Source organism: Radiobacillus sp. PE A8.2, assembly GCF_045635475.1.
Taxonomy (GTDB): domain Bacteria; phylum Bacillota; class Bacilli; order Bacillales; family Amphibacillaceae; genus JBJGXI01.
Map to the genome: position 1 here is coordinate 1 of NZ_JBJGXI010000016.1, position 26,248 is coordinate 26,248.

General features: G+C 39.5%; 20 protein-coding genes and 1 riboswitch. Of the genes, 7 read left to right on the top strand and 13 right to left on the bottom strand.

The annotated features are described in order from the left end of the window. Window positions 1-454 precede the first annotated feature (454 nt). On the bottom strand, window positions 455-1,222 hold the full coding sequence (locus ACI6MV_RS10205) for a 3D domain-containing protein (protein ID WP_407270187.1): 768 nt from the start codon (window positions 1,220-1,222) through the stop codon (window positions 455-457). A 257-nt stretch (window positions 1,223-1,479) separates the two neighbouring features. On the opposite strand from ACI6MV_RS10205, the gene ACI6MV_RS10210 reads away from it, so the two are divergent. After that, on the top strand, window positions 1,480-1,680 hold the full coding sequence (locus ACI6MV_RS10210; protein WP_407270188.1) for a DUF6199 family natural product biosynthesis protein: 201 nt from the start codon (window positions 1,480-1,482) through the stop codon (window positions 1,678-1,680). Window positions 1,681-2,089: 409 nt separating this feature from the next. Here the strand turns inward: ACI6MV_RS10210 and ACI6MV_RS10215 are convergent, their stop codons facing one another. From ACI6MV_RS10215 to ACI6MV_RS10225, 3 genes are all read right to left on the bottom strand, one after another. After that, window positions 2,090-3,745, bottom strand: a complete 1,656-nt coding sequence (locus tag ACI6MV_RS10215) for a catalase (RefSeq protein ID WP_407270189.1) — start codon at window positions 3,743-3,745, stop codon at window positions 2,090-2,092. A 153-nt stretch (window positions 3,746-3,898) separates the two neighbouring features. After that, window positions 3,899-5,473: a bifunctional metallophosphatase/5'-nucleotidase gene (locus ACI6MV_RS10220; protein WP_407270190.1), complete on the bottom strand. Its 1,575-nt coding sequence runs from the start codon at window positions 5,471-5,473 to the stop codon at window positions 3,899-3,901. Between the two features lie 411 nt (window positions 5,474-5,884). Then, window positions 5,885-7,321, bottom strand: a complete 1,437-nt coding sequence (locus ACI6MV_RS10225) for a glycoside hydrolase family 1 protein (RefSeq protein ID WP_407270191.1) — start codon at window positions 7,319-7,321, stop codon at window positions 5,885-5,887. 1,373 nt (window positions 7,322-8,694) lie between these two features. Here ACI6MV_RS10225 and ACI6MV_RS10230 point away from each other — a divergent pair. The 4 genes from ACI6MV_RS10230 (at window position 8,695) to ACI6MV_RS10245 (ending at window position 14,041) form a co-directional block, all read left to right on the top strand. Beyond that, entirely contained in the window at window positions 8,695-9,888 is a 1,194-nt protein-coding gene (locus tag ACI6MV_RS10230) for a galactokinase (protein WP_407270192.1), read from the top strand. Continuing rightward, window positions 9,885-10,880 carry a UDP-glucose 4-epimerase GalE gene (gene galE, locus ACI6MV_RS10235; protein ID WP_407270193.1) on the top strand — a complete coding sequence of 332 codons (996 nt, stop codon included), beginning with the start codon at window positions 9,885-9,887 and terminating at the stop codon, window positions 10,878-10,880. The genes ACI6MV_RS10230 and galE overlap by 4 nt, the downstream gene beginning before the upstream one ends. Before the next feature lie 7 nt (window positions 10,881-10,887). Then, window positions 10,888-12,378, top strand: coding sequence for a UDP-glucose--hexose-1-phosphate uridylyltransferase (gene galT, locus ACI6MV_RS10240; protein ID WP_407270194.1), 1,491 nt, complete (start codon window positions 10,888-10,890; stop codon window positions 12,376-12,378). A gap of 625 nt (window positions 12,379-13,003) precedes the next feature. Further along, entirely contained in the window at window positions 13,004-14,041 is a 1,038-nt protein-coding gene (locus tag ACI6MV_RS10245; protein WP_407270195.1) for an aldose epimerase family protein, read from the top strand. A gap of 156 nt (window positions 14,042-14,197) precedes the next feature. Here the strand turns inward: ACI6MV_RS10245 and ACI6MV_RS10250 are convergent, their stop codons facing one another. Continuing rightward, window positions 14,198-14,842 carry a hypothetical protein gene (locus ACI6MV_RS10250; protein WP_407270196.1) on the bottom strand — a complete coding sequence of 215 codons (645 nt, stop codon included), beginning with the start codon at window positions 14,840-14,842 and terminating at the stop codon, window positions 14,198-14,200. A 192-nt stretch (window positions 14,843-15,034) separates the two neighbouring features. Between ACI6MV_RS10250 and ACI6MV_RS10255 the strand changes: the two genes are divergently transcribed. Continuing rightward, window positions 15,035-15,802, top strand: a complete 768-nt coding sequence (locus ACI6MV_RS10255; RefSeq protein WP_407270197.1) for an IS4 family transposase — start codon at window positions 15,035-15,037, stop codon at window positions 15,800-15,802. 197 nt (window positions 15,803-15,999) lie between these two features. Here the strand turns inward: ACI6MV_RS10255 and ACI6MV_RS10260 are convergent, their stop codons facing one another. From ACI6MV_RS10260 to ACI6MV_RS10290, 7 genes are all read right to left on the bottom strand, one after another. Beyond that, complete coding sequence (locus tag ACI6MV_RS10260; protein ID WP_407270198.1) at window positions 16,000-17,214, bottom strand: ROK family transcriptional regulator; 1,215 nt, start codon at window positions 17,212-17,214, stop codon at window positions 16,000-16,002. A gap of 93 nt (window positions 17,215-17,307) precedes the next feature. After that, window positions 17,308-18,291, bottom strand: coding sequence for an aldo/keto reductase (locus tag ACI6MV_RS10265; RefSeq protein WP_407270199.1), 984 nt, complete (start codon window positions 18,289-18,291; stop codon window positions 17,308-17,310). Between the two features lie 20 nt (window positions 18,292-18,311). After that, the gene (locus tag ACI6MV_RS10270) at window positions 18,312-19,157 is read right to left on the bottom strand and encodes an NAD-dependent epimerase/dehydratase family protein (RefSeq protein ID WP_407270200.1); all 846 of its coding nucleotides are present in this window, start codon (window positions 19,155-19,157) and stop codon (window positions 18,312-18,314) included. A gap of 96 nt (window positions 19,158-19,253) precedes the next feature. Further along, complete coding sequence (gene ade / locus ACI6MV_RS10275) at window positions 19,254-21,047, bottom strand: adenine deaminase (protein WP_407270201.1); 1,794 nt, start codon at window positions 21,045-21,047, stop codon at window positions 19,254-19,256. 227 nt (window positions 21,048-21,274) lie between these two features. Beyond that, window positions 21,275-22,129: a Cof-type HAD-IIB family hydrolase gene (locus tag ACI6MV_RS10280; protein ID WP_407270202.1), complete on the bottom strand. Its 855-nt coding sequence runs from the start codon at window positions 22,127-22,129 to the stop codon at window positions 21,275-21,277. Between the two features lie 250 nt (window positions 22,130-22,379). Next, window positions 22,380-23,168 (bottom strand): SDR family oxidoreductase, encoded by a 789-nt coding sequence (locus tag ACI6MV_RS10285; RefSeq protein ID WP_407270203.1) that lies wholly within the window; start codon window positions 23,166-23,168, stop codon window positions 22,380-22,382. 106 nt (window positions 23,169-23,274) lie between these two features. After that, window positions 23,275-24,249: a ring-cleaving dioxygenase gene (locus ACI6MV_RS10290; RefSeq protein ID WP_407270204.1), complete on the bottom strand. Its 975-nt coding sequence runs from the start codon at window positions 24,247-24,249 to the stop codon at window positions 23,275-23,277. 187 nt (window positions 24,250-24,436) lie between these two features. Next, window positions 24,437-24,550, top strand: a riboswitch (TPP riboswitch). A 74-nt stretch (window positions 24,551-24,624) separates the two neighbouring features. Here ACI6MV_RS10290 and thiW point away from each other — a divergent pair. Beyond that, window positions 24,625-25,125 carry an energy coupling factor transporter S component ThiW gene (thiW, locus tag ACI6MV_RS10295; RefSeq protein WP_407270205.1) on the top strand — a complete coding sequence of 167 codons (501 nt, stop codon included), beginning with the start codon at window positions 24,625-24,627 and terminating at the stop codon, window positions 25,123-25,125. A 64-nt stretch (window positions 25,126-25,189) separates the two neighbouring features. Here thiW and ACI6MV_RS10300 read toward each other — a convergent pair whose 3' ends face one another. Further along, on the bottom strand, window positions 25,190-26,095 hold the full coding sequence (locus ACI6MV_RS10300; RefSeq protein WP_407270206.1) for a DMT family transporter: 906 nt from the start codon (window positions 26,093-26,095) through the stop codon (window positions 25,190-25,192). Between the last annotated feature and the right edge of the window lie 153 nt (window positions 26,096-26,248).

A 26,248-nucleotide genomic window follows, 5' to 3' on the forward strand; every position in this document is an offset into this window, starting at 1 on the left:
TCCCAAAGAGCACTTCTGAGTGGATCTTCAGCCCGTGCTGTTCCCGCTGGAGTCGACTGCCTGGAGCTCCAATCACCCAACGTAAAGGCACCCCCCTAGCAGCGGAGGAAATCCACTTCGACTCCTCGAAAATGGAACCCAATTTTCTTCGTGCGATGCTTCGCTGTCGTAGCTTTCCTTGTCCTGCGGGACTAGTGGCGTAAGTGAGACCCCGCAGGAGCGAAGCGACGAGGAGGCTCACAAGCCCCCCGCGGAAAGCGAAGTGGATTTCCGCAGCGGTGCTAGCACTCTCCAAGTTACGACGGAGTTTACTTCAACTATGTAATAAAAAGCAACAAACTTTACGAAAAGTGCCTATCCATAAGAATCATCAATTTATTTTTACCTATAACAAACAAAAGCGGAGGGCCTTGAATGATTTCAAGTATACCTCCGCTTTTTAAATTAACTAAAACTAACTTAATATAGTAACTTCTACTTCCCTAACTCCCCATTGTAAAGCAATTTCTGTTGTTGGGACATGTAGATCAATCTTGTTTCCTTTGATTGCGCCACCTATGTCACCAGCAATAGCTGTTCCATAGCCTTCAACGTGTACTTTTGTTCCTAATGGGATCACATTAGGGTCAACTGCAATCACTTTTTTGTCACGATCTTCGTTTAAGTTAATCCCTGTTGATGTTATACCAGAGCATCCTGCACACTCTGCTGTATAAGCTGTGGCTACCATTGTTAACGTTTCAGCAGATTCTTGCTTATTCTTCTCTGGTGTTTTGTCTTGTTCTTGCTGTGCCTTATTTTCTTGTGTTCTTGCTTTCTGCACTTCATCTTGTTGCGGGTCAGCTTGTTCTTGCTTTTTAGCAGTTGCTTGTTCCGTTTTAACAGGAGTAGGCTCTGGCACATCGATATTTGGGATTACGAGCTGCTGGTCACGAGTGATCACATCTGATGTTAATGCATTCACAGCTGTTAAATCCTCGATACGTACATTATACTCGTTAGCAATTTCCTTTAAGGAATCACCTGCTTGTACATCATGTGTTACTACATCTTCTGCTGCATTGTTCTCATTTTGGAAAAGTGAAAAGAAATTTAATTCTTCATCTATAATCAATTGTGTATTGTGAGTTCGTTGATTGTTTTGTTCTACCGCTGATGCCGGTAAGCTGATTACAATTGCTATACTGATTAAAATGATTAGAGACACTATTACTTTCTTCATTTATTGTACCTCCTTTTTCTGTGACAAGCCCTATCCTAACATAGATAAGAAACTCCTGTGGTTACAGGGAGATTAAGAGTGTATGACAAACCTAGCAATCTATCATATTCTTGTCATCTTTGTCATTGTGGGGTAATATTTGAATGTTTTATACATGGAAATTACATAATTGCAGAATATTTGCGCTTAATAGACTGAAACTATCCGCCGAGTCTAACCGTATAGTACAGGAGATGAACATACGGAGGTGTAAGGAAATGATATTGCTCGCGATATTTGTACTAGCAGCAGGTGTACTCATGCTTTTCAAGCCTAGTTTAGTGTGGGAAATAACAGAGAGCTGGAAGTCAAATGACGGTACAGAGCCTTCTGATTTTTATATTTTTTCTACGCGATTTGGTGGTGTAATGTGTACGTTAGCAGGAATTGGTGGAGTTATTGCATCGGTCCTTTTATAGAATGACTCTTTTCGTAGCGTTTGTTGCTTTTTTATTTAATATTTAAAGTTAAATTCCACGAAGTGCTTGTGATTTACGCTCCAGGCAGTCGCTTTCCGCGGGCACGGCTTCAGCTAACTCAGAAGCAAAATGCGCTTCTGAGTGGATCTTCAGCTCGCGCTGTCCCGCAGGAGTCGACTGCCTGGAGCTCCAATCACCCGACATGAAGAGCAATCCCGTTAGCAGCGTAGGAAATCCACTTCGACTCCTGCGGGACTAGTGGCGTAAGTGAGACCCCGCAGGAGCGAAGCGACGAGGAGGCTCACTAGCCCCCCGCGGAAAGCGAAGTGGATTTCCGGAGCTGTGCAAGTACTCTCCAAGTATAGAAAAAGCTTGAGGTTTCCCCTCAAGCTTCAATCATCTTCACATATTAATACGGATCAGCTTCGTGGCTTTTCTTAACGGCTTCCTCTGTTGCCTCGTTTGCAGCTAATGAACCTTGCCCATATCTTGTTTTACTCGCTTCACGCCCTGGGACTTTATCCATTTCCATATCTTTCATTTCCTTCATACTTTTCATTTTCATTTCAATTGCTTCTTTCACACGACGACCATAATCTCCATCTGCTTGTGTGAAGTGATCAATCATAGCATCCTGAATTTTTTTATCACATATCGAAAGTGCATCGGATAGGTTTTTAATTAATTCGTCACGCTCCCAGTCTTCGAAGCTTCTGTAGGTGTGGCCTGCTTGCCCAAAGTTGTTGGGACGGTCAATTGGTGCACTCATTGCTGCTGCATTAAATGTTGGTCTATGCGGCATGCGTCCTTCTCTATCTGCTTCCTTAAAACCGCCAAGCATCGATGGCTCATAGTTAATATGTGGATTATCACCAGACTCTTTCGGGTCGCGTACATCCATTTGTCCGCGCTCCTGATTTGTGCGAATTTTTGTTTGCGGCTCATTTACTGGCAACTTTAAATAATTTGCACCAACACGATAGCGTTGTGTATCGGAGTATGAGAAGGTGCGTCCTTGTAACATTTTATCATCCGAAAAGTCCATGCCATCAACAAGCACTCCTGTACCAAAAGCTGCCTGTTCAATATCTGCATGAAAGTCTACTGGATTGCGGTCTAAGACCATGCGTCCTACCGGCAACCACGGGAACTTATCCTCTGGCCACAACTTTGTATCATCAAGCGGATCAAAATCAAGCTCCTCGTGGTAACTATCCTCCATAATTTGAACGAATAACTCCCATTCCGGATAATCTTCTTTTTCAATCGCTTCATATAAATCTTCTGTGGCATGATTTACATTTTTCGCTTGAATCATATCAGCTTCTTTTTGTGTTAAATTTCGAATGCCTACCTTTGGCTCCCAGTGATACTTTACAAGAACGGCCTCACCTTTTTCGTTCACCCATTTATACGTGTTAACACCAGAACCTTGCATGTGGCGATATGTAGCCGGAATTCCCCATGGCGAGAAAAGAAATGTAATCATATGTGTCGCCTCCGGTGTACGGGAAACGAAATCAAACATCCGTTCAGGATTGGGAACATTGGAAGCCGGATCTGCTTTAAACGCATGAATCATGTCAGGGAACTTCATCGCATCACGAATAAAGAAAATCTTTAAGTTGTTACCAACGAGATCCCAGTTTCCATCTTCTGTGTACATTTTCACCGCAAAACCTCGGGGGTCACGATCAGTTTCAGGCGCATTTTTCGCTCCTGCCACCGTAGAGAAACGAACCATTAATGGTGTTTTCTTACCAGCTCCAGAAAATACTTTAGCACGTGTATACTTTTCTACCGGCTCATCACCAACTTTTCCGTATGTTTCAAAATAACCAAATGCTCCTGAACCACGTGCATGCACCACACGCTCTGGTACCTCTTCGCGATCAAAATGCGAAATTTTCTCGATAAAATGATAATTTTCAAGTGTAGCTGGACCACGATCTCCAATAGTACGAATATTTTGGTTGTCATACACAGGATGTCCCTGACGAGTTGTCAGCGTCTCACGGTTTTCATTTTCTTGATTTGAAGCATTTTTATCTTTGTTTTCCGCCATGATAATAACCTCCTCATTAAAATCACTTTCATCTTTTTCCCCTTATTAGTGGATTTATACAGTCTTACATTTCTTACAACCAAGACAAAACGCAAATAACCCCTTCTAGGGATATTGTCCACTAGAAGGGGTTATTTCATACAAAATTGTTACTTATTTGGTTATTTTCCAGTTTTGATTACAGGTCGCATTAATTTTACCTTGTTTCATTATATAGTTAGCGATTAATTCCGTCATATCAGTAGGAATATCCTTCACAACTGGGTTTCCTTGGAACATATGAAAGTTTCCACCGCCACCTGCACGATAGTTATTCATCACTACATCGTATTCGGCTTTATAATCGATTGGTTGTCCTTGATAGTGTAGCATCGTGACGCGTTCGCCAACAGGATTAGAAATTTTCAACTCATACTCGATACCTTCCCACATATCATAATTGTAATGCTGTGGTTTCGGTTCCACATATGCAGGGTTAACACTAATTTCGCCGCTTTCGTCAATTTCAAAGTACGTTGCTGATTTTTCCAAAGCATCTTTAATGTCCTTGCCTGTAATTCGAATTACTTTTAACGTATTTGGATAAACATAGTTCGATACAATATCACGCATCGTTACCTTTTGTTTAAAACCTGGTGACGTATTATTGAATAGCGATGTATTCGAAATCGTTACTCCTGCAACATCCATTTGCACAGAATTAATAAACTCAATCAATGGACTATCTTGCAGCCTCGTTTGGAATGGGTCGGTGATTAGCATATCACGGTCGATCTCGCCAATCGGTGTATCCAACCACGCTTGCGTTTGTTCCTCATACTCCTTCGCCAGTAATAAAACCTCAGGGTCCGCTTGTATCTCCTCATCAACAGAAATCAATGCTGGCTGACATTGTTTCAATTCCCATTTGTCTTCATTTTTCTGTAAGGAGAGCTTTACTTCGCCTAACAACTGGCCGTTATTACTTGGCTGTACAACCGCTACATTATTTAAATAGTCGGCAATCGACCTGTGCTGATGTCCCGTTAATAGCACATCAATTCCTTCGATTTCCATACAGATTTGATAACCCTGGTTTTCTCCCGTTAGTTCTTCTGTTGGTTCACCTGTTTCTAAGTCACGCTCAAATCCCCCATGGTACGATACAACAAGTACATCTGGTTGTTCATTCGTTCGAATCTTGTTCACCCATGTTTTTGTCGTTTCTAGTGCATCGGAGAATGTTAAGCCTTTAATATTTTTTGGATCTTCCCAGTTTGGAATGTAATGGGTTGTAATACCTAAGATAGCGACCTTCACACCATCTATATTTTCGATAATATAAGGTTTTCCAAATGCAGGCTCACCTTGTTCATCTAAAACCGTTGCAGAAAGCCAAGGAAAATTAGATTCGTTCATCACCGACTGTAAATAATCTAACCCGTAATTGAATTCATGATTCCCAAATACAGATGCACGATAGTTTAATTGGTTGGCAATTTTAATCATCGGGTTCGGTGTATTTGCTTTATATTTAGCATGATAAAACGTAAGTGGACTGCCTTGGATTAAATCGCCATTATCCATTAATAGGACATGCCCTTGTTTTCGCTTTTGTTTAACGATTGTTGCTATTTTAGCTAAACCTAAATGACGCTCGGTATGGTCTATATAATTAGTTGGAAAAATATAACCATGGACATCACTAGTTACTAGTAATGATATATGTATTTGATTCGTATTGTTCAAAGAATGTTCCTCCTATGTAAGTCCTTCTATTCATCATAGTAGTTTTTTAATAGGAAAGTAAACTACTATGATAGTTATTTACAAAAAATTAGATATATGCTTGTTTTACTGGAATTAATGGGTTGGGCACTGTTGCTCACTGTTTAGGGGCTGCAACCGGAAACGAGCGGCCACCAGTGCACTTATTTTACCTGAAGTTCCTGTTTTGATGATTGTCCGGACACCACAGCCCTTATTTGCCAGAATCACCCTACTTTAGCATCCACTTTCTTCAAATAAGTGCAGTGGTGGCCGCCCAATTGAAATTATGCCTTTTTTGTCACAGATAAAGGCTGTGGTGGCCGCCAATGACTCCCCAGCTTTGTCCGCAATGCAAAGAGACTGCTCGTGAATGAGCAGTCTCTTTCCTTGTTATTTTAAACCATTATTTTTAATAACGTCTTGGTACCAATAAAAGCTCTTCTTTTTAATTCTGCGAAGATCTTTTGGACCATCTTCATCACGGTTAACATAGACAAAGCCGTAACGTTTTTGGTAACCGTTCAACCAGCTTAATAAATCTGTATACGACCATGTGCAATAACCTAATACGTCAACGCCATCACTAATTGCTTCTTGGATAGCTTCTACGTGACTTTGTAAGTAGTCAATGCGGTAATCATCGTTAACAATGTCGCCTTCTTCTAATGTATCAAACGCACCTAATCCATTTTCCGTAATAAGTACAGGTAATTGATAGCGGTTTGAAATTCTACGCAAGGCAATTCGTATTCCTTGTGGGTCAATTGTCCAATCCCAATCCGTTGTATCGAGGTATGGGTTTTTTATTGTTTTAAATAGTCCAGGTGCACCAGAATCTTTGGATGTACCTTTCTTTCCACTTGTATTCATCTTCGTAGCACCAACGCCACCTTCTAGTGGGTTATGCTCAAATGTACCCGATTGATAATAGTTCAGACCCATGAAGTCAGGTTTTGCATTTGCAAGTAGCTCCATGTCACCTTCTTCAATTGTTGGCGCCAAACCATTGTCTTCTAAATAATTCCATGTTGCTTGTGGATATTTACCCCACACGTAGATATCCATCCACCAATGACTATTCATTTCTTCTGCATTTTCCGCAGCAATCACATTTTTTGGATTGCTATCAAATGGATACGCAGGTCCATAGGCAAAACTTGGCCCTACTTTTCCATCTGGAACAAGTTTTCTAAACGATTGAATTACTCTTGCATTAGCCAAGTTTGCAATATGGTTCGCTTGATACATGCGCTTCAGATCTTTAACCCCTGGAGGATGAATCGCATCACGGTAGCCTAAGCCAACAAAAATGTTTTGCTCATTTAGCGTAACCCAATGCTTTACGCGATCTCCGTAGCGTTTAAATAATGTGGAGCAATAGTTGTCAAAATCCTCAATAATCTGACGTGATTCCCAAGCACCATACTCGTCCATCAATGCTTGTGGAACGTCCCAATGATATACAGTAACAAGTGGCTCAATGTTATGTTTAATAAGTTCATCGATCAAATCATCATAAAATTTCAAGCCAGCTTCATTTACTTCTCCTTTACCCTGTGGATAAATGCGGCTCCAAGCGATTGAGAAACGATAAGCCTTCAAGCCCATTTCCGCCATAAGGGCAACATCTTCTTTATATCGGTGGTAATGGTCTACCGCAACATCACCGTTAGTTCCTTTATATGTAGTGCCTTCTTTCTTCGTATATACATCCCACACGGACGGACCTTTCCCATCCTCATTCCAAGCGCCTTCAATTTGATAAGCTGCTGAAGCAGAGCCCCATAGAAAATTATTTGGAAATGGTTTCAACTGTTTATGTTCCATATGTTGCAAACCTCCTAATTTATAATAGTTCACCTCTATGATAAACGATGTGGGCTAGAATATTAAATATTTGGCAACATCTAGTAACTATTTTTATCATTTAAAACTTGTTTCTTTTATGTAACGTAGTGTTTCTGTTGAATTTACAATTGTTTAAAACTAAATTAACACTAGGTTATTAACTGGATGAAATAGTGAAGTTGTTCGACAGAGCAATGCTAACAATTTAGCTTTCTCAACAAAATGATAGCCCCTTTAAGTGATTCTTTCTGTTGCCTGCTTGTTATCGAGCAGGCCTATTTTTTTGGAGATAAATAGAACTCCTTCCACATACTCAAATGCCTCCTTAAACCTTTTTATATCAACCTATATTCAGTACGGTATAAAAAGCAACAATCTATATAAAAACAGCTTTTTAAAGAAAAGTACATGAAGCCCAAAACTTTGCTACCTCAACACCCTTGCTCGATCTGGCTGGAGTGGGTTGCGTGGATAGTTTAGTTCTCTGATCTAGTAGATGTAGGGTCTCTTGGCACTAAACGTACTCGTTCACGCTTTGATCTAGTACATGTTGGGGCTCTTCATATTAAACATACTCGTTCACGCGTTGATCTGGTACATGTTGGCGCTCTTCGCCTTAAACATACTCGGTCACGCCCTGATCTAGTACATGTTGGGCGCTCTTCGCATTAAACGTACTCGTTCACGTGTTGATCTAGTACATGTTGGGCGCTCTTGGCTTTAAACATACTCGTTCACGCGTTGATCTGGTACATGTTGGGCGCTCTTCGCATTAAACGTATTCGTTCACGCGTTGATCTGGTACATGTTGGGCGCTCTTCGCATTAAACATACTCGGTCACGCCCTGATCTAGTATATGTTGGAAGCTCTTAGCCTTAAACGTACTCGGTCACGTGTTGATCTGGTACATGTTGGGCGCTCTTCGCATTAAACATACTCGGTCACGCCCTGATCTAGTACATGTTGGAAGCTCTTAGCCTTAAACATACTCGGTCACGTGTTGAACTAATAAATTTAAGATTAATCGGCCACCACTGTCCTTATTTTATGAATTAACTGCTATTCTGTTTGATTTCATGCAAATAGGTGAACTGATGGCACAGCCAGAACAGATCGGATTTTCATTAATTAAGAAAAGCTCAGAGCGCCGCCCTAGAAACGGAGCGACTGGAGAGAATCGGCGATGACTTAGCAATTAACTACTATCATATTATTTGGATTTTCTTTTACATACTACCAAAATTTAATGTAAATAATATGTGAGATTAGATTGAAATAAACAGAAACTACATGTAAAATAGATAATAAATTAATTTAATTAAGTATAATAACATGCAAAGGATGATAACTGATGGAACAAACACCCGCTTCTTTATTAAAGGAATTTCAGACTATTTTTAACAGCGATGATACACCTCGCTATTTTTTCGCACCAGGTAGAATCAACTTGATTGGAGAACACACGGACTATAATGGTGGTCATGTATTCCCAGCATCTATTTCATTCGGAACCTATGCACTAGCAGCAAAGCGCAACGACAATAAACTTAGATTTTATTCGGTTAACTTTCCGGAAAAAGGTGTCATTGAATGTGACCTTAGCAATCTTGATTTCAAGGATCAAGATAACTGGGCTAACTATCCTAAAGGAATGATTCGCGCCTTTTTACAAGACGGTTTCTCCATAACAACTGGCGCAGATATTCTCTATTACGGAAACATCCCTAATGGAGCAGGCTTGTCATCATCAGCATCGATTGAGATGGCAACTGGTGTTATTTTAGAAAATTTATTTAACCTAACGATTGATCGTGTTCGTATGGTGCAGCTTGGACAGAAAGTTGAAAACGAGTACATCGGTGTAAACAGTGGAATTATGGATCAGTTTGCAATAGGAAAAGGGAAAAAAGGCCATGCAATTCTTTTGGATTGTCAATCGCTCGAGTATCGTTACGCACCACTAGACCTAGAAAACCAAGTAATTATCATTATTAACACAAACAAACGAAGAGAACTTGCTGGCTCTAAATACAATGAAAGAAGAAGTGAATGTGAGCGCGCTTTAGGTGATTTGCAGTCCGAGTTGAGCATTACTAGTTTGGGAGAATTATCAATTGAACAGTTTGAAGAACATAAACACTTAATTAAAAACTCGACGGACATGATCCGAGCAAAGCATGCGGTATATGAAAATCAACGTACATTGGCCGCTTTAGAAAAATTAAAAGAAAACAAACTAGATGACTTCGGTAAGCTGATGAACGAATCTCATCTGTCTTTACAGCATGATTATGAAGTAACAGGCATTGAATTAGATACGATTGTTGAAACAGCTTGGCAACAAGAAGGTGTGTTAGGCGCACGCATGACTGGTGCAGGATTTGGCGGTTGTGCCATCGCCATCGTTGAAAAGGACCATGTTGATAGCTTTAAACAAAACATCCACGATGTATATCTGAATAAAATTGGTTATGAACCTACGTTTTATGTTGCTACGATTGGAGACGGAGCAAAAGAAATCGAGAATGAAGGGGTGTTCAAATGAGTATTTTAGTTTTAGGTGGCGCTGGTTATATTGGCTCACATGCGGTATATCAACTAATTGATCAAAACAAAGATGTTGTCGTTATCGATAACTTGGAAACCGGGCATAAAGATGCGGTTCACCCTGATGCTAATTTTTATCAAGGCGATATTCGCGACATACATTTCTTAAGAGAAGTATTTGAGCACGAGAATATTGAAGCTGTGCTTCACTTTGCAGCTAATTCCCTTGTTGGTGAATCGATGGAAAATCCTTTAAAATACTTTGATAACAACGTTTATGGTACACAAGTCCTGCTGCAAGCAATGCATGAATTTGGTGTAAAACAGATTGTATTTTCTTCAACAGCAGCAACCTATGGCGAGCCAAAGTCAGTACCGATAACGGAAGATATGCCAACATTGCCAACCAGTACGTATGGCGAAACAAAGTTAACAATGGAAAAGATCATGAAATGGTGTGAAGTAGCTTATGATATGAAATACGTTTCCTTACGCTACTTTAATGTTGCAGGTGCAAGAGAATCTGCTGAAATTGGTGAGGATCACCGACCAGAAACACACTTAATTCCAATTGTATTACAAGTTGCCTTAGGACAACGAGAGCAGATCATGATTTACGGTGACGATTATAATACCGAAGATGGTACCTGCATACGTGACTATATTCATGTTGAAGACCTAATTGAAGCACATCTATTGGCACTTGATTATTTGAAAAACGGTGGAACTAGCGATGTGTTCAACTTAGGAAGCAGCCAAGGATTTTCTGTTAAAGAAATAATTGAAGCAGCAAGAAAAGTAACAGGTAAAGACATTCCAGCAAAGTTAGTTGACAGACGCGCAGGTGATCCGAGTGTTCTTATTGCTTCGTCTGATAAAGCGAATAAAATTCTCGGGTGGAAACCAAAAAGATTAGAAATCACTAACATTATTAAAGATGCCTGGAATTGGCATCAAAATAACCCAACTGGTTATGGAGAGGAAGGGTAATAAGATTATGTCTATATATAAACGCATCTCTCAGCTGGTGGCAAAAGGTGTGGAAGTAGAGTTAATTGAAAAAAGTGATGCTATTTATGTACGGAATCAGATCCTTGGTCACCTGCAACTTGCTAGCTTTGAAGAAGACTATACGCCAACTGACAAATCGATACCCGATCTACTTGAAGAACTGATAACTTATGCGGTAGACAATAATATCGTCGAAGATATATTAGACGAAAAAGAAATATTATCAGCAAATATCATGAATTGCTTTTTAGAAATGCCATCAACCGTGAATAAACAGTTTTATGATAGATATGAGCATTCACCGGAAAAAGCAACAGACTATTTTTATGCACTCAGCAAAAATAGTAATTACATCCAAATGAAGCGAATTAGCAAGAACATCCATTATAAAACAAGTACACCTTATGGTGAGATGGATATTACAATTAACCTATCAAAACCTGAAAAAGATCCCGAACAGATTAAAAGAGAACGTGCGATGAAGCAAACAATTCAGTATCCTAAATGCTTGCTTTGTGCGGAAAATGAAGGCTACGTAGGACGAATTGGTCATCCAGCACGATCGAATCACCGTATTATCGAAGTTCCTTTAGCTGGTGAACAATGGTTCCTTCAATATTCACCATATGTATATTACAACGAGCATTCAATTTTACTTGCGGGTGAGCATCGAGATATGAAAGTAAACCGCGGTTCCTTTGATCGTTTAACAGCTTTTGTTGAAAAGTTCCCTCATTATTTTGTTGGCTCAAATGCTGACCTGCCAATTGTCGGTGGCAGTATCTTGAGTCATGATCACTATCAAGCTGGTCGATACGAGTTCGGGATGACGAGAGCAGAAAATGAGTTTACATTTGTTCTAGACAAATATCCTAGCCTTCAAGCAGCCGTTGTGAAATGGCCAATGTCCGTGATCCGTTTATCTGGGAAAAGTAGAACTAAACTAATTGACGCGGCAACTTATATTCTTGATGTATGGAAAAACTACAGCGATGAAAGTAACGCCATTCATGCTTATACTGATGAGACACCACATAACACAATTACGCCAATTGCCCGAATGCGTGATGGACTGTTTGAACTTGACTTAGTGTTAAGAAATAACCGTACAACAGATGAGCATCCGTTAGGGATTTTCCATCCACATGAAGATGTACACCACATTAAAAAAGAAAATATTGGCCTTATTGAGGTAATGGGATTAGCAGTCTTACCGCCTCGTCTAAAAACGGAAATCGATGAAATACGTGCTTATTTGTTAGGTGAGGTATCAAGCGTAGCTGATTATCACCAACAATGGGCCAATCAAATGAAATCCAGTTACAAAGATCGATTAAATGAGAGCAATGTTGACCAAACGATTAAGGATGAATTAGGAAAGAAATTCACCAGAGTGTTAGAGGATTCTGGCGTGTTTAAGGTGAATAAAGTAGGAAGGGATGCTTTTAGGGCATTTATTAATACGTTAAACGCATAGAGTGTTCAAAAAGTGCCAAATGATCCGCGGCGAATCTTTTCGTCACTTTTTGAACAGCATTTTTATCAATGGCTCTTTTCGTAGAGTTTGTTGTTTTTTATGTCATATTTGAAGTAAAATGCGTCGTTGTTTGGAGAGTGCTTGACCCGCTCCGGAAATGCCCTTCGCTTTCCGCGGGGGGCTAGTGAGCCTCCTCGAACTGCGTTCTGCGGGGTCTCACTTAGGCCACTATTCCCGCAGGAGTCGAAGGGCATTTCCTCCGCTGCTAACGGGATTGCACTTTACGTCGGGTGATTGGAGCTCCAGGCAGTCGATCCTCAAAAATGAAAACCGCATTTTCTTCGTGCGGTGTAATTCGGGGAAGTTAATTCAAAGTCCTGCGGGAAAAGCACGAGCTGAAGATCCACTCAGAAGCGCAATTTTGGACTGCGATTACTCGTCCCATCGAAAACATTTGCTTCTGAGTTAGCTGAAGCTGTGCCTGTTTAAAGAAAAACGCTTTAAACTAGTGAAAAGCGACTGCCTGGAGCGGAAATCACGAGCACTGCATTACGACGCATATTAGCTATTTTGCGCATTAACAACAATCTCTTAGAAAACAGCCTTATCAATTGGAGGCTTTAGGATGCAAGTAAAATCAGAGCAAGTACAAACCGACATAACGCTTTATACATTAGTGAATGACAACGGTATGGAAGTTAGCTGTTTAAACCTTGGTGGTGTGATTACTAAAATTATGGCGCCAGATCGTAACAACAATATAGAGAATGTTGTTTTAGGCTTCCGAAATCTTGATGATTACAAGCAGAATCCAACTTACTTTGGCGCACTAATCGGTAGAGTAGCAGGAAGAATTCAAGGATCACAGTTTGAATTAGACAACGAAGTTTACTCATTGGAAGCGAATAATGAAGAAAATCACTTACATGGTGGATCGCACGGATTTCATGCGGCAATTTGGGATGTGGCACCATTTGAAAATGCAGATGAAGTTGGCTTAAAACTATCCCATTTTAGCCCTGACGGTGAAGGTGGTTATCCTGGTAACCTACAAGTAAATGTTACTTATACGCTTAATAACAAAAACGAATTAGCGATAAGTTATCAAGCTAATTCTGATCATAAGACCGCATTAACATTAACAAACCACTCTTATTTCAACTTAAGTGGTAATTTAAAAAATGATATCAAGAATCATAAGGTTACCTTAAACAGCAGTAAATTTGTTGAATTAGACGCGGAACTAATCCCAACTGGAAAACAACTGTCTGTTGAGAATACCGTGTTTGATTTCCAATTAGGGCGCCAGATTATTGACGGTGTAAAATCAGATTATGATCAAAACCTTAATGCTGGAAAAGGCTATGATCACTACTTTCTGTTCGATCATACCAGACCTGAGCAAGCCATCGTAGAAGATCAGCAAAGTGGTCGAAAGCTAATTGTTACTACCGACCAACCTGGGATGGTCATGTATACATCCAATAGCTTAGACGACTCACTAGAACTATTAGAAGGACCATCTAAGCAGCATCTTGGTATTTGTCTAGAAACACAGGCATCACCTGCATCGCTCCATCACGAAGGATTTCCTTCTGTAATTCTAAATAAAGATGAAACATATACAGCTAAAACGACATTTACATTTGATGTAATAAAATAATTATTATCCACGCTTTGGTTCATTGCCAAGGCGTGGATTTTTTTAGTTAAGTGGAACGTGGGGTCAGGTTTATCGTCCCAGCAGGACCTTAAGCTTTCATAGACCGGAACAGTAAACCTGACCCTCTGTTCCCCGTTTTGTACAGAAAAAGGAAATTTAATTGATTTGATATTGATATAGTGAGAAATTTGAATTTTTTACAAAAAAACCATCTTTTATTTTATCGTAATCTTCATTTGAAATTGCGAATCCAAAATTGGATTTAGCACCATTTCCGCTTTGTACAATATTAATTCCTTGTTGTTCGTCATTATATAGTTCTATTTGATTAGAAACGGTTGTTATTGATCCATCTTCGTTAAATGTAACATTAGCTATAAAATTTCCTTTTTCGTAATTCATCTTAGGGGATATATTAAAGAGAAAGTATATATCATTTTCTCTGTTTACAACTTTGTTAAGTAAAATAATTGTATTGTTTTCAACAGCAACTTTTTTATTTATTATCTTCTCTTTTTTTTCCTTATCTTTGATCCATTCAGATTTAATATAAAACTCTATATCAACAGGATCTTTTTTAATTAAAGTATAACCATTTCGTTCTGTTACTTTTTTATAAATTCCACGATCTGCATAATTTAATTGATAATACTTTAAACCAATCATTGATACTAACCCAATAATTAATATAGATGAAATAATCTTTACCCATCGGTTCGTTTTACCCAATAAGATAAGGAATAAGAATGCAACAAAAAGAATTGCGGACACCACCAAAAGTAACACCATTGTGATTGTCATTATAAGAACCCTCCATGTGGTTAGAGGAACGCGGGGTCAGGTTTATCGTTCCAGCAGGACCTTAAATTTTATTCTTATAGACAGGAACAGTAATCCTGACCCCATAGCCGTCAAACTAAGCACAATACTTTAAAATAGTGGAATCTTTTGCTATCCTTCCTTGATCAATTCACCAAGAAAGGATGATTTTTCATGATTTCACTTAAAGACATTCGTCCGTTTGCAGAAGCTATTTATTCTACAATATCTAAATCAGCGTTGCGTCGAATTGCTAGAGATACTAAGTTTGTTCAACGAAAAGGCAAGCTAAAGCCTGAAGATTTTCTCGTGCTTTGCTCTCTTTCAGCTGATTCCGTAAGTGATGAAAGTTTACATGAGCTTTGTGGCACACTTTCTCTTCAATCGAAAACATCTCTTTCCAAGCAGGCACTAGATAGTCGTTTTAATGATAGTGCGACAGCGTTTCTGAAAGAGATTTTCTTTCAATTATTATCTAAACAAGACTGGTTTGTTGCTCCGATTGATGAGAATCGCATGTTCTCACGGATAAGGATTATGGATGCCACGTCTTTTCAATTACCGAATCACCTTACAAATTATCTTGGTACTAATGGCTCTGGTGTGAAGGTGCAGTTTGAATGTGAATGGTATCAAGGCCGATTCCTTCATACTTCTGTGCATCACGGAAAGGCTAGTGATCGAAAAGCCGCGCTTGATGTAGAAGCATCTCTCCGACCAGAAGATCTATGTTTAAGAGATCTTGGTTACTATTCAGCGGAGAATCTAAAGAAAATTGATAAGCAAGGAGCGTCTTATATTAGTCGAATACCAACAAATACAAAACTATGGTTATGGGATACACACCGCGGATGGCTTCCAGTTGATCCGATGCAAGACGCGGAAAATATATCCCCTTTCGACATTCTTAACCTCTCTTATAAAGAATCGTTCTCTGGGTGATAGGTTTTTAAACACTTCTCTTGACACCTTGTCCGAGAACTTACCAATTATCGGAATTTTTCAATGTATTGATTTAGAAAGAGCTAACTTGTTTGTATTATATTGTTCTGTTTCTTATGTTGACAGCTATGGGGAACGCTTCAGCCTCCTAGATCGCAAAGAGCGCTGTCTGCGAAGTCTCAGACTGTTCCTTTCCTTCAATTTGAAACTGATCCGTTTAAATCAAATAATTCAACCAGCAGCAAAGCAACTGCACCCAACACGGTAGCGTTCTCCCTTAACGAAGAAATAACTACTTCCGTCTTTTTGGCTTGCGCCGTTAATGCACGCTTTTCGATCGTCGATTGAATTGAGTTTAAAATGAATTCTCCAGCGTTAGAAACCCCACCACCAATGATAACTTTGCTCGGATTAATAATATGGATCAAATTGGTTAATCCGACTCCTATATACATGCCGGTTTCTTCGAGAATCTTCTTGGCAAATTCATCACCATTGATAGCTTCTTGATAAATAACCTCGCCTGTTAATTCACTTCCATCTTTAGTCCACTGCGTTAAACTACTTTGCTCGTTTTGTTCTAGCGCTTGCAGTGCACGCTCTGCTAATGCAGGTCCTGATGCAAAGGTTTGTAAACAACCATGATTGCCACATTCACACAATTGACCGTGAATATCAATCGTCATATGTCCAATTTCACCTGCTATATCATATGCGCCATGGTACAGCTTGCCATTAACGATTAATCCTGCTCCGACACCACGGCCAATATTGACGGTCATCATACTATCTAAAGCAACACTGTCACCAAACCACGCTTCACCGAGTGCCATCGACCTAGCATCGTTTTCTACTTTCACCACAAACTCAAATTCTGCTTCCAACGCTTGTTTGATCGGTATATCGCGCAAATGTAAATTAGGTGCAAACAAAGAAGTACCAGTTTCAATATCAACTACACCGTGCATCGCAACACCAACACCAATTATTTTTTCCTTATGTTGATGATTCTCGTCCATCATTTCGTAAATGCCTTCTTTTAATATCGTTAAAAACTTCTCATTCGACAAACCAGCTTGAATTGCTATTATCTGACGGTCTACCAATTTTCCTGATAAATCTGAAAGCACAAACTTAATATCTTTAGGGCCGGCATCAATACCGATAATATAAAATTCAGTACTATTAATAACAAGCATCGTTGGTTTACGGCCACCTTGTGAGATACCTTGTGTACTTTCTTTTACTAAACCTTGTTCAATTAACTCTTTTACAATCGTTCCAACTGTTGGAGGGGTTAATTGTGTATCCTTGGAAATTTGTGCTCTTGAAATCGGCCCATTTATTCGGATTTTGTTTAGAATAATCGATTTGTTCAATGACTTCATCCATTGGAAGCTACCCCGCTGCATATATACCCTCCTATCCACAATCACCAATAACATCTTATGTATTCTTATTATAATATAATGGGACCTCGCCTTTTGCCAGGTCCCATCCAGTATTTAATATGCTCCGCGAATATGCTGATGAATTTCATTATTATAAAAGTCCATTAGTCTTTGCATTTCTTTATCCGTAAAATCAGGAACTTTTACCGCTTCTAAATTATCTTCCACTTGCTTAACGGTTTTAAAGCCTGGAATAACTGTAGAGATCGCTTCATGCTCTAGAATCCACTTTAACGAAGCACGCGTCATGTTACCTCTATCGGTTGCAATCCACTCTAGCTGTCTACTTAATTCTACCCCTTTTTCAAACGGTAATCCAGCAAAGGTTTCACCGACATTGAAAGCATCTCCATCACGATTAAAATTGCGATGGTCATCAGACTCAAATTGATGGTTAGAATTGAACTTTCCTGTTAATAAGCCGCTTGCTAATGGTACACGTGCAAGAATCCCAACACCTTTTTCAAGCGCTTTTGGAAACAACTCGTCCATAGGCTTCTGACGAAAAATGTTAAAGATTACTTGAAGCGTGCTAACGTTTGGCTGTTCTAAGCAAAATAATGCTTCTTCTACTGTTTCAACACTTACACCATAGTTGCGAATTTTCCCTTGTGCTTGTAATTTATCCAATACTTCAAAGACACTACCTTCTTTGAGAATTTCAAAGGGTGGACAGTGAATTTGGAATAAATCAATCTGTTCACGTTCTAAACGCTTCAGGCTTGCGTCACAATAATCTGTTACGGATTGTTCTGAATACGTTTGTAAATCGTGAATATCTCCTGCTCGACAAAATTTTGTTGCAACGTGTATTTTATCTTCTTTCCCTTTTGTTGCTTTTGCTAATAACTCTTCACTGTGGCCATCGCCATAAACATCAGCAGTATCGAAGAAGTTGACACCTGCATCCATTGCTCGCGACAAACCATTTAATGCTTCCTCATCACTCGTTTTTCCCCAAGAACCACCAATTGCCCATGTACCAAAACTTAATTCACTTACATTTAATCCTGTATTTCCTAATTTACGATATTTCATTTTGCCACTCCTCCTGATTATTACAATTTAACGTAATCTCTCCATTTATGAACTGGCTTCCAGTCTAATAATTTTTTCGCTTTTTTATTAGAAAATAGTGTTTCATAGTCGCCTAATGGCCCACGAATCTCTACTTCCGGGTAAATCTCTTTCATTAAATCTTCACTTTTTATATCCATACTCGTATCGTCAGCCGCCACATTTAAAGCAACTGCACCTAACCCGTCCTTTTCAACGGCCAATCGGTATGCGGATGCTGCATCACGTGCATCGATATAACTCCACATAATTTTTCTTCTTACTTCTGGTTTATGAATGAAATCCGGGAAATCCGCATACATATGTGGCGCAATTACATTCCCAATTCGTAAGGAAACAACTTGCATGCCCGTACGACGATGAATCATTTCTCCTGTTTGTTCGTTAACGATTTTCGACAAACCATACGGATCTTGTGGTAGTGCCGGATGCGCCTCATCAAGTGGTACATATTGAGGCTCCAACCGCACTGTTGGAAATACTAAGCCATATGCAGACTCACTCGATGTGATAACTGCTTTCTTAATACCTAAATTACCACAAGCTTCCAAGATATTGTAAGTTGTTACCGTATTATTTTCAAAAGTAACTTCATTTGTATGTATGCCTGGTCTTGGAATTGCTGCTAAATGTACAACTGCATCCGCTCCCTGCAATACCCCATACACTTCTCCTAAGTTTGTTAAATCGGCAATCAACGAATTACATAATGGCTCTTTCGGCAATTGACGGTCGACATTTAATACATCATATCCATGATCTAAAAATTCCTGTATTACAGATGGGCCTAATAGTCCACTTCCTCCAGTAATAACAACCTTTTTCATTATAAACACACCTCACTATTTTGTGTACGCTTTCACTTACTTATTATACATCTCTGGCTCACTTTTTTAAAAGAAAGTGCTTTTTTTTGGAAGTTATTATTTTTCGATGACTGTATCGATTAACGTAAATGTTTTTACATCTACTAACCCTCGATTGGAAATCCTTATTTCTGGAATGACCGGCAAGGCAATTAAAGAAAACGTCATGAACGGGGCATGGATCGTACATCCTATTTCTCGCCAAGCGTTATCAAGCTGAGCAACTTGATCCGCCACCTCTCTTAACGGTTGATCAGACATTAGTCCAGCAATAGGCAATGCTACCTGTGCTAACACTTTGCCTTGGTTGACGACAATTGTTCCTCCACCGATTTCGGCTAATGTATTGGCGGCCATCGCCATATCAGCTGGGTCAACCCCCATTACAAGTAAATTGTGACTATCATGCGCTACGGTGGACGCTACTGCTCCATGTTTTATTTGAAAACCATGAACAAATGCTGTTGCAATTTGACCGGTACCACGGTGTCGCTCAATACAAGCTAGGCGTATTACATCCTGTTCTACATCTGGCTCGATTATTCCATCTACCGAAGATAATTGTGCGGTCATTTTTTCTGTTCGCGCACTGTTTTCTATTGCTTTTATAACATTCACCTTTACAGTTGGGGTGCTATCATGTGCAACAAGGAAATCTTCTGGTTGTAAATCTTCGTTTAAGGTAACGGAATTTTTAATATCAGCTGGATATTCATAGGAAGGAAAATCAATCACTAACTGCTTATCCTTAACAACAACTTGACCATCTACTAGCACGGTAGACGGGTCCATTTGTTCCAAATCATCTATAATTAAAATGTCTGCACACTTACCTGGGGTTAAACTTCCTAAATCATTGGTTTTATTGAAATAACGAGCAACATTAATGGTAGCCATTTGCATCGCCGTTACCGGATTAACGCCTTCCTCAATCGCACGACTAACCACATGATTTAAATGTCCTTTTTCGACTAATGTTTGCGGATAAACATCATCTGTAACAAGTAAAATTTGATCGGTGTTTACTTTATCTTCCGTCACGATTTTGATTACTTCTTTTACATCATGCCAGGCTGATCCTTCACGAATCATTACATACATGCCAAGACGGAGCTTTTCTAATCCTTGTTCACGCGTGACCGTCTCATGACAGGACGTTACACCTCGGGCAATATATGCTTGAAGCATCTGATTACTTCCATCCGGAAAGTGACCAGTCACTGTTTTATCCTTCTTGATCGTTGCCTCAATCTCCCCTGCCATTTTCGGATCACCATAAATAACGCCAGGAAAATTCATTACTTCGCCTAACCCTACAACATTTTCCCAATCCAAACCAGCTGTGATCTCTTCGACTCCAAGACTAGCACCCGCATCTTCTAAGCCATCTGTTGCTGGAACACACGATGGAAAGGTAGTAAATACTTTCATTGGCAGCTGTTGTCCTTCTTCATGCATATGATGAACCCCTTTAGTGCCAAACACATTGGCAATCTCATGTGGGTCCATAAAGATACTCGTCGTGCCTTTCACTAGTGCCGCTTTGGCAAATTCAGTAACAGATAACATCGTACTCTCAACATGCATGTGCCCGTCCATGAAACCCGGTGCTAAGTACTTGCCCTCGGCATCAATAACAGATGTGTCGGGACCAATCGTAAAGTTTGCATCACCAACATAGGCAATTCGGCCATTACTAACCGCTATATCTGTATGTTCCAGCAGTTCACCTGACATAACATTAACTAATGTTCCATTTGTAATTACTACGTCCGCTTTTCGCTTTCCTAACGCAACCTCTGATAACGCTTGGCTTACTTCATAAAGCTTTTTCCTATCTGGTTTGAACATTCCTTTCCCCTCCCAATTTTTAAAATCTAATTCCTCATCATACTGGTCTTTCGCTAGTAACATACGTATATACAATTCCCAAGTGTGAATAGCATTGTAAGGTATTATGTAATCTTTATAAACAAAGAAGTCGACGGTTGGATTGCCTTCGACTTCTGCTTGTTAGTCAATTTCTTCGCTATACGCATTATCAGCTGCATAAGGTAATTACGAAATTGACGCTGATCTTATATGTTGAATTTCGCTTGCAAATAGTGATAAACACCGTCTTCTTCATTCGTATATTCGCACACTTCATCCGCTAAGCTTTTCATCGTATCGTCAGCGTTTTTCATCGCGACTGCATGCCCGACTAACTCGAACATCTGGATATCGTTATGACTGTCACCGATTGCCAATACATCTTTCTTATCTAAATTGAATTTGTCTAACAAATAAGCGATACCTGTTGCCTTATTCACTCCCGCAACCATCACTTCAACATTGTGCGGAGTTGATGATGAAGTAGTAAAGTCAACCGTTTGCTTCAATTGATTCAATTCGTTTATCCATTGATTAATATGCGCACGGTCTTTACTAAAGAAGTAAAACTTCGATACATTTTTCGGTTGTAAACTATCTACCCATTCGATATCTTCGGTGATCGCCTCTTTTCGAGAGCGCCACTCACTTTCCTCTACACCATCTGGTTTTGGATCATTTATTTGCTCAATAATATAAGATTTATCTTTTTCGAGAGAGAATCTTTGTCCTTGATTGGGATGCACTTCATAGTAGATATGGTTTTTCCGAGCTCTATCTACTAAATCCTCAACTAACTTTGCTGGCAATGCATTCTCCGCTAACTTCTCCTCACCAATTGTGACAACCATCCCGTTTGAACTAACGATTCCATCAACTTCAAAATCATCTGGGATCACGTCACTAATTTCCATTAAAGTTCTACCCGTTGCTATGAAAACATACACACCATTTTGCCTTAACTGCTGGATGTATAATTTCAAGCGGTCACTAGCACGATTGTGGTCATTTAAGATCGTACCGTCCATGTCTAAAAATACAGCTTTTACTTGATGATTCATTGGTGCACCTCATTCTAAAACGAAACTTTTATTTGCTATTTAGTATATCATAATCGCATTTCTTACTTATAGTTCGTGTTCAAAAAGTTCCATTTTTAGCACCGAGAAGATTGGATGAAGCTAGAAAAAGAGGACCGGAGCGTAGACAAAACCTACGTGAGGACCGGATTTTTCGGCTGAATCCAATATTCGACGTCAATAAGCTTCTTGAGTAATCATTGTGATCAATTGGGACTTTTTGAACAACCTCTTATAGTAATGTCTCTGCACCATCAATAAATACTTCAGTCCCTGTAATATGACTCGAAGCATCCGATAGAAGAAAATGAACCAAATCAGCTACTTGTTCCGGGCTACCTGGGTGATGCTCTAACGGTTGATTTCCCTCCGGATACTCAACCGGAATCTTGATTTTATCTAGGTTATCTTTATCAGGAAAAGTATTTTCACCAATGTTTGTTTTAATTGCACCAGGACATATCACATTCACTCGAATTTTGTATTGTGCTAACTCTAATGCTGCCATTTTACCAAAAGCCATCTGACCGGCCTTTGATGAGCTATAGGCAGACATGCCGAAACCAGAGAAGGTTCGGTTACCATTGATTGAACTTGTTATCACAATACTTCCACCATTTTGCTTCAAATGAGGAATAGCGTATTTTACTGTCAAAAATGTACTTTTTAAATTCGTTGTTAACGTTTGGTCCCAATCCTCCGGGCTCAGATCCTCTATCGGGGCAACTTTTCCGTTTATACCGGCATTAGCAAATACCATGTCCAGTCGTCCCCACTGATCTACCACTTGTTGTATACTGTCTTCCACCCGTTTTGGATCCGACACATCGGTATCTGTGATGAGTGCTTGTCCACCCATGTCTTCAATCTGCTGCTTCACTTTTGCAGCATTTTTCTCTTTTAAATCGACTAGCCCTACTTTTGCGCCTGCCTGAGCTAAGCGAATTGCCGCGGCTTCCCCGATACCAGAACCTGCCCCTGTAATAATCGCGACCTTATTTGTTAAAGATTGCTTATCCATGTAATCATTCTCCTTATCCTTTTGTAATTAGAATAACCTCAATGAATTGCCCTATGTGTAAATTGGTAGAGAAAAAGCCCAAATCAGTATCGATTCAGGCCCTCTCTTATGATTGCTTCGTATCTAACGGTTTTAATTTCGCTTCAATTTGTGCACGTTTATCTTCAAAAAATGGCGGTAATGCAACAGTTTCACCTAAGTGTTCAACATCTTCATCTGTAGCAAAACCAGGTCCATCTGTTGCTAATTCGAACAATATCCCATTGGGCTCTCTAAAATACAGCGATTGGAAATAATAGCGATCCACCAGACCTGAATTCGGCATCCGGTTTTGTCTGATTATATCTCTCCAAGCTGATAACTCCTGTTCGTCATGTACTCGAAAAGCTACATGGTGCACACTGCCACGGCCAGGTTTTTCCTTTGGCAAATCTGTTCTGTGCTCAATATGCACCTCTGCACCAGTGCCGCCTTCACCTGTTTCATATACTTCAATATTAGGCTGACCCTCGACAAAGGCAGGATAACTTCCAGCATGTCTAAAACCCATGATCTCGGTTAGTACTTTTACAGTAGGCTCTGGATTCGGCACAGTGAGCCTAACCGGACCTAGACCAATAATTCCTTTGTTTTGCGGAACTGGCGCCTTATCCCACGGTGTACCACCGGCCACGCCTTTGTTATTTTGATCAGAAACGAGTACTAGTCGCTGACCCTCGTGATCTGTAAAGTGAAGGACTTTTCTACCAAATTCCTCTGTTATCGCTTCATGCTTGACATTATGATCCGCTAACCTGCTTTTCCAAAAATCCAACGCCTCATCGTTCGCTACACGAAGAGCTGTAAAGGAGATACTATTATTTCCTTCATATGTGTGTCCTGCTCTCGGGATTTCAAAGAACGTTAAATCTGTACCTGGATTACCAACCTCATCTGCATAAAATAAATGATACATACTCGTATCGTCTTGATTAACAGATTTTTTCACCAAACGCATGCCTAGTACTTTCGTATAAAAATCATAATTATCCTTTGCAACAGCGGTAATGGATGACACATGATGTATACCCTTTAGTTCCATCCTACACACTCCTTTATTTATTTATTTAGATTAAGCTGATTTGTGTAAATTCATTCAACAAAGCGTCACATATATTTTATGTAAATTATTATAGTTGGTAATTATCTCGATTTCAAGATAATTGCTTTACTTTTAGTCTGTTTACCTTTTTTCTTCCCTATGCTATAGTGAAATTAATCAATTGAATAGAAACTACTAGGGGTGCCTATGGATGTGTAGGCTGAGAGAAGAGCACAATGCTTTTTAACTCTAAGGACCTGATCTGGCTCGTACCAGCGGAGGGAAGTAGTACGGAAAATCATACTATTTGGTTATAAACCAGGTCCTGCTTGTCATGGATCTGGTTTTTTTATTTTTATTTAGGGGGAGCTATTTATGAGGAACAACACAAGATTATTAACGACAATGGCAATTTTTGTAGCAATCGGAGTTATCGGATCATCAATTCTTGGATTTCAGATTGGTGTCGCAAAGGTCTATCCGATTCAACACGCGGTCAATGTTATGGCAGCCGTAGTGTTAGGACCAATTCCAGCAGTGACTATCGCTTTTACGATTGGATTACTACGGAACTTATTAGGCTTAGGAACTTTGCTTGCATTCCCAGGTGGTATGATTGGCGCACTATTAGCAGGATATTTGTATCGTTGGACAAAAAAGAAATATATGGCTGCAACCGGTGAAATGATTGGTACAGGTATCATCGGCGCACTGTTCTCTGTCCCATACGCCAATGTGTTAATGGGAACTTCTTACGGGGCACTTGGATTTATTCCTAGCTTTTTAGCTAGTAGTGCTTTAGGAGCTGTTATTGGTGTATTGGTGTTAAACCGTGTAAACCTAGAAAATATGGTTCCGAAAGAGCTACGATCATAATTTATGAAAATCCTACTGAAAACGCATGGATGTATAAACATCCATGCGTTTTCTAGTTCAGACCTTACCCAGATTCACGTAGACCTGATTCAACCTTATCAACTTTCCCGCGATTCACACGGAATTGTGTTGTCAATATAACACCAGTAATTACGATAAATGTACCGATTATTTGCATTACAGTGATCGTTTCACCTAACCAAAGGTAGGCTCCAAGCATCGTAACGACTGGAAGAAAATTTAAAAATACAGAAGCCTGTGATGCACTTAATAAATCAACGGCTCGATTATAAAAAACTAACGCAATAAATGACGGGAAAATTCCTAAATACAAAAATCCGATCATATGACTAGAAGCCGAAAATGCAGGTACCCCGGTCACTACCCATTCGATCCCTACAATAGGTAATAACACGACAACAGAAACTCCAGTCATCACAAACAAGGCAGCAAAAGACGGAAACAAATGCATATATCGCTTCACGCAAATGGAATAAATTGCCCAGGAAATAATAGCTCCTATCATGATAGCATCTCCGATATTCCAAGCTATCGATGCCAATTCAAAGATTTTCCCATCCAAAACAACCCATATCGCCCCTAGAAAAGATAATATAATTCCAATCCACTGGATGCCTTGCAGCTTTTCTTTTAATAGAAAAATGCTTAGCAATACTGTCACGACGGGTATAACCGATTCTAATACAGACACATTGGTTGCCGTAGTGAATTGTAACGCTCCGTAGATAAATGTGTTAAAAAAGGTGACCCCACTTAATGTCATCACGAGTAATGGTATTTTATGATTCCAAAAAGTTAACCGGTTTTTCCAGAAAGATGAGATCCCTAGTGGAGTTAACACAATAAACGCAACGAATAATCGCATAAATGCAATCGTAAACGGTGGTAAATCATTGAGCGCCTTTCCAACTAAGATATTGCCAGCGTAAAAAATAACTACGAATATCATTAAAATATATGGATAAATAAAATCCCCTCTTTTCAAAGCGAAAGTGACAACTTCCACGATAACACGGATGGCTGTTCTACCATAGCAATTTGTAATTAGTTTCTTAAATCAAACGCGTTTGTCTGAAAAAGCATAGAAAAAGCCTAAATCTTA